5 protein-coding genes are annotated in these 5,528 nt (G+C 48.5%); 2 read left to right on the forward strand and 3 right to left on the reverse strand.

Going from position 1 to position 5,528, the window contains the following annotated elements:
* Positions 1-218: 218 nt before the first annotated feature.
* Positions 219-569 carry a histidine triad nucleotide-binding protein gene (locus ACFW2W_RS15320; protein WP_378179616.1) on the reverse strand — a complete coding sequence of 117 codons (351 nt, stop codon included), beginning with the start codon at positions 567-569 and terminating at the stop codon, positions 219-221.
* A gap of 208 nt (positions 570-777) precedes the next feature.
* Here ACFW2W_RS15320 and ACFW2W_RS15325 point away from each other — a divergent pair, with 208 nt between their 5' ends.
* Positions 778-2,307, forward strand: a complete 1,530-nt coding sequence (locus ACFW2W_RS15325; RefSeq protein ID WP_378179625.1) for a YifB family Mg chelatase-like AAA ATPase — start codon at positions 778-780, stop codon at positions 2,305-2,307.
* Between the two features lie 229 nt (positions 2,308-2,536).
* The gene (purB, locus tag ACFW2W_RS15330) at positions 2,537-3,832 is read left to right on the forward strand and encodes an adenylosuccinate lyase (RefSeq protein WP_378179618.1); all 1,296 of its coding nucleotides are present in this window, start codon (positions 2,537-2,539) and stop codon (positions 3,830-3,832) included.
* Between the two features lie 119 nt (positions 3,833-3,951).
* Here the strand turns inward: purB and era are convergent, their stop codons facing one another.
* Both era and ACFW2W_RS15340 read right to left on the reverse strand, forming a co-directional pair.
* Positions 3,952-4,941, reverse strand: a complete 990-nt coding sequence (gene era, locus ACFW2W_RS15335) for a GTPase Era (protein WP_378179622.1) — start codon at positions 4,939-4,941, stop codon at positions 3,952-3,954.
* A gap of 23 nt (positions 4,942-4,964) precedes the next feature.
* Entirely contained in the window at positions 4,965-5,411 is a 447-nt protein-coding gene (locus tag ACFW2W_RS15340) for a succinylglutamate desuccinylase/aspartoacylase family protein (RefSeq protein WP_378179628.1), read from the reverse strand.
* Positions 5,412-5,528: the final 117 nt, after the last annotated feature.

The raw sequence follows: 5,528 nt of genomic DNA on the forward strand, positions 1-5,528 counted from the left end.
CTACGTACAGGCGGTTGTCGGTTGATGTTACCCAATCGCAGAACCGTTGCCATACGTTGGCGCTTTCGCGTCTTTGTAAGGTTGTGGTCATGTTTTTATGAGTGCTTGTTTGAATTTTCTAGGTTCGAGGTAGTGTTTTCTCTACCTTGTTATCAAGATTAACCCATCTATTGAGTTTTGTAAAGCTTTTTCAACAAAAATTTTTTCGGCTTCCTGATTCAGCCTGGAGGCCATTTCATCTGGCGTCCGCCCAAAATGTGCAAATGTAGATGGGGTACGGTTTGCCCCCCATCGGAGCCGCTGTTGATGACAACGCGGTAGCCGTTGCTGAGTCCGGCTTTTTCTGCAACATTCTTAACAATCAGCAACAAGTGACCCATGAGGTCGCGATCCTGAGAATCGGCATCGGCAAGCTGGCGAATCGGCTGCTTGGGAATCACGAGGATGTGAACTGGGGCTTGGGGTTGAATATCTTTAAAGGCAAGTGCCAGGTCATCCTCATACACAATGTCAGCGGGGATTTCGCGGCGGATAATCTTGCTGAAGATGGTTTCTGTCGTTTCACTCATATTGCTTGGTTATTTCGGTGATTAGGTGGGAAGTACAGCCATTTTAAGCCCCGACGATAAAGCTAAGGGCGATCGCGGGAACTCTAATAAAAGATTCTGTTGGTTGGCTTCTCATATAACTTGTTACAAACCTGTTTTCTGAATGAAAACGGGTTTGGACTACGGCGAACACCAACAGCATCATCAAACAAGATTGGGAGAGATTGCAATGCTGGCTAGGGTTTGGAGTGCATCTATCGTCGGTATCGATGCTGTGAAGGTGGGGGTTGAAGTCGATGTATCGGGAGGACTGCCGGGAATTGTGCTGGTGGGGTTGCCAGATACAGCGGTTCAGGAATCAAAGGAACGGGTGAAGGCGGCGCTGAAGAATGCTGGTTATGCCTTTCCGATGAAAAAAATTGTGATAAATCTGACACCGGCGGATTTACGAAAGGAAGGTCCCAGCTTTGATTTGCCCATCAGTGTGGGCATCATGGCGGCGTCTGAACAGGTGAGTGCCCAGTTGTTAGGAGATTATTTATTCTTAGGGGAAGTTTCCCTAGATGGGAGTCTTCGTGCGGTTGCCGGTGTGCTGCCAATTGCCGCCGCTGCCCAACGGATGGGAATCGCCGGTTTAGTTGTTCCAGCAAATAATGCGCGGGAAGCAGCAGTTGTCAAAGGTCTAGCAGTCTACGGTTTCAAAAATTTGTCCCAAGTGGCTGATTTTCTAAATGAGCCAGAGCGTTATTCGCCAGTGCAGGTGGATGGTAGAGAGGAGTTAGCCAAAACCCACTTCAGCAGTGCAGACTTAAAGGATGTAAAAGGACAGAGCTTTGCCCGCCGTGCCCTAGAAATTGCGGCGGCTGGTGGACATAACTTAGTATTTGTTGGGCCGCCTGGGAGTGGAAAGACGATGCTAGCGCGGCGCTTACCGGGGATATTACCGCCGTTAAGCTTTGACGAAGCCCTGGAAGTGACTCAAATTCACTCGGTTGCGGGGTTACTTAAGAATAGAGGATCGCTGGTGAGCGATCGCCCTTACCGCAGTCCTCACCACTCCGCTTCTGGTCCCGCCCTCGTCGGTGGCGGTAGTTTTCCGCGTCCGGGAGAAATATCTTTAGCACACAGAGGTGTACTTTTTCTCGATGAATTGACAGAATTTAAGCGAGATGTGCTGGAATTCTTGCGTCAGCCACTTGAAGATGGCTTTGTCACTATCTCCCGCACTCGCCAATCGGTCATGTTTCCGGCTCAGTTTACCTTAGTTGCCAGTACCAATCCCTGTCCGTGCGGTTACTTTGGCGATACCATTCAAGCTTGCACCTGTTCCCCTCGGCAGCGAGAACAATACTGGGCAAAGCTTTCTGGCCCTTTGATGGATCGGATCGATCTGCAAGTTGCAGTGAATCGCCTCAAGCCAGAGGAAATTACGCAACAACCGACTGGGGAAGAATCAGCGCCAGTTAGGAAGAGAGTGCAAATAGCACGCGATCGCGCTCATATTCGATTTAAAGACGATCCATCTGTGCGTTGCAATGCTCAGATGCAAAGTAGTCATCTGCGGCAATGGTGTCAATTGGATGATGCTTCTCGCCACTTATTAGAAGCAGCCATTCGCAAATTGGGGTTATCAGCAAGAGCAAGCGATCGCATTCTCAAAGTATCGCGTACCATTGCCGATTTAGCGGGGGATGAAGCGCTAAAAACCCACCACGTTGCTGAAGCAATTCAGTATCGCACAATCGATAGAATGCAGTGATTATAATTAGTTTTTGTTGAAGGTAAATTTCTCCCATCGCACTATTTTTTCTGGCAGAGTCCTTTAACTTTAGGCTGTTTCAGATTTGCAGGTTTACGAATCGCATCAAGCTGTGGGTAAACAAGGATAACTTCCTGCACGACAAGCTGCGCGTCAGTCAAACAAGTGGTCAATCGCTCAGCCAACCATGAGAGGTACAATATGACAGTTGTATTCTGCGACACTTGCTGTGATCGAGCGTTATACGTTGCCTGAGATGGGCAACCTGTGGACTGACACCTATAAACTGAAGACGTGGCTCCAGGTTGAAATTGCAGTCTGTGAAGCCCAAGCGGAACTCGGTTATATTCCAACCCAGGCGGTTGAGGAAATTAAGGCGAAGGCTAATTTTGACCCGAAGCGGGTGCTGGAAATTGAGGCTGAAGTCCGCCACGATATGATCGCCTTCTTGACAAACGTCAATGAATATGTAGGCGACGCGGGGCGCTATATTCACCTGGGATTAACCAGTTCGGATGTGCTGGATACAGCTTTGGCACTGCAACTGGTAGCCAGTTTGGATGTTTTGCTGGCAGGGGTGGAAGATTTGATTGCAGCAATTCGCACTCAGGCGCAGCAGCATAAAAATACGGTGATGATTGGGCGATCGCACGGCATTCACGCGGAACCGATTACGTTTGGCTTTAAGCTGGCGGGATGGTTGGCAGAAGTATTGCGATCGCGCGATCGCCTCCAGCGTCTTCGCAAAGAAATTGCCGTTGGTAAGATTTCCGGTGCGGTGGGAACCTACGCCAATATTGAGCCGCGAGTTGAAGCGATCGCTTGCCAAAAACTGGGACTCGAACCGGATACAGCATCGACGCAGGTAATTTCGCGCGATCGCCATGCCGATTTTGTACAAACTTTGGCTTTACTGGCTGCCTCGATTGAGCGATTTGCCGTCGAAATTCGCAACCTGCAACGCACAGATGTCCTAGAAGTCGAAGAATTTTTCTCCAAAGGACAAAAAGGCTCCTCTGCCATGCCACACAAGCGCAATCCGATTCGTTCGGAGCGACTGACAGGGATGGCACGGGTGGTGCGGGGTCACGCCGTCGCCGCCTTAGAAAATGTCGCCCTTTGGCACGAACGGGATATCTCTCACAGTTCCGTGGAGCGGATGATCCTGCCCGATTCCTGCACCATAACGCACTTCATGTTAGCGGAAATGACCGATTTGGTCAAAAACCTGCTGGTTTATCCCGAAAACATGGAGCGGAATATGAATTGCTACGGCGGCGTCGTCTTCAGCCAGCGAGTCATGCTCACCTTGGTAGAAAAAGGAATGAGCCGCGAGGATGCCTATGCAACGGTGCAGTCTTGCGCTCATCAAGCGTGGAATAAAACCGATGGCAATTTCCACGATTTGATTGCCAAAGACAGCCGCGTGACGCAGCATCTATCTTCAGAAGAGATTGAGGCGTGTTTCGCTCCGCAGCATCATTTGCAGCATTTAGAGGAGATTTATCAACGTTTGGGGATTTAATAAACCGCGAAGGCGCAAAGGACACGAAGGAAGAAAGAGAAGAAGAAAACTCTTCTTTTTTTCCTTCGCGCTATGCAGCGTCTAAAGCGAAGAGAGCGCATGGCGAGAGCTAAGGCGGTTTATTCCCGTTCCACCCTGTACCCCAAATCTGCTAAATGTAGTCGAGACTGCCGCCATTTCGGCTGCACTTTCACAAATAACTCCAGATAAACTTTCCCCGCAATTAACTTTTGGATTTGTTCGCGGGCGGCGCTACCAATCGCTTTGAGCATGGTTCCGCCTTTGCCAATCACAATCCCCTTTTGCGAGTCGCGTTCAACGTAGATAGTGGCGAGAAGGCGAGTAATCGTCGGTTCTTCCTCCACCATGTCAATGGTAACGGCGACTGAGTGGGGAACTTCTTCGCGGGTTAGCAGCAAAATTTGTTCTCGAATCAGTTCCCCCATGATGAAGCGTTCCGGCTGGTCGGTAACATAATCAGGAGGATAATAGTATGGTCCTGGTTCTAGGCGATCGCTTAGTAATTGCTGCAACGCCTCAACTCCCTCTCCGGTGAGGGCTGAGAACTTGACAATAGGCCAGTTGTAGGGTTCAGCTAGCTGCGTATAACTCTCATCAATTTGTTGGGAATCGGAGGATCGTAGGTCGATTTTGTTCATCCCCAACATTACAGGCGTCTTAGTGCGGCTAAGGATATCGACAATATAGCGATCGCCTCCTCCAGAGTCTACCGCTCCATCCACCACAAACAGCACCAAATCCACCGACTCAATGGCAATTTGGGCATTTTTCACCAGCACTTCCCCCAATTGGTGGTGCGGTTTGTGAATTCCTGGGGTATCGACAAAAATCATCTGTGCTTCTGGCGTCGTCACGATACCCCGCAGTCGGTTGCGCGTCGTCTGCGCCACTGGCGAAGTGATGGCAATTTTTTGCCCCACCATGTAGTTCATCAATGTAGACTTACCCACGTTGGGGCGTCCGATAATCCCAATGAAGCCCGATTTATATCCTTCCGGTGCTTTCGGAATGCTGAAAAGTGCTGACTCGTCTAGGATATTTCCCTCGCCTTTATTAAATGCTGCGTTTGTCGTCGTCCCATCTTCCATGATGTTTGCGTTTTTAAAAACACCTACATCACTGATAATACATACTCTCCTTCGTTAACTGCGTGATTCGTCGAAATATCAAAGACTAAACCAGCGTTCTCAGCACAAACATCAATTAATTTTGGTAACTTTTCCTCTTTATTAAAGCTAAGAATTTGATAAAGTCTTTCCCCAGCCTCGATTAAAGTACCTAGTTTGACTCTCAATTGGATCATCCCTCCGCTAGGTGCATAATATTTTTTTATGGTACTTTTTGGAATAAAAGTTACTCTGTGGGATGCCGTTTGCGGCAAAGGGAAGTCAGGAATCGATAAAACGCCTTTCTCGGCTAAGTAATTTTTGATGCCTTGGACTCCTTTATCCACTGATTCCGGATTCATTTGCATTCCCGAACCCAGTTCTAGTGTCCAAGATTCTTTATCAAATACTATCTGTTTTCCTAGAGTTCCTAGCTGATTTTCTAAGAGGATGTTTTAAAAGTAGGGTACTGTTGTAAGAAAGCTCACAAAGCTTATGCTGAGATTTGTAGAAACCAGCACCTTGTGAGCGAATGACTAAAGCATATCGTAGCAATCTGACATGGGAAC

Source organism: Coleofasciculus sp. H7-2 (assembly GCF_042747725.1).
Lineage (GTDB): Bacteria > Cyanobacteriota > Cyanobacteriia > Cyanobacteriales > FACHB-T130 > FACHB-T130.

Excerpts from the sequence above, each read along its gene's own strand:
- era (WP_378179622.1), bottom strand. The coding sequence starts at position 4,941 with ATGGAAGATGGGACGACGACAAACGCAGCATTTAATAAAGGCGAGGGA.
- ACFW2W_RS15320 (WP_378179616.1), bottom strand. The coding sequence starts at position 569 with ATGAGTGAAACGACAGAAACCATCTTCAGCAAGATTATCCGCCGCGAA.
- ACFW2W_RS15325 (WP_378179625.1), top strand. The coding sequence starts at position 778 with ATGCTGGCTAGGGTTTGGAGTGCATCTATCGTCGGTATCGATGCTGTG.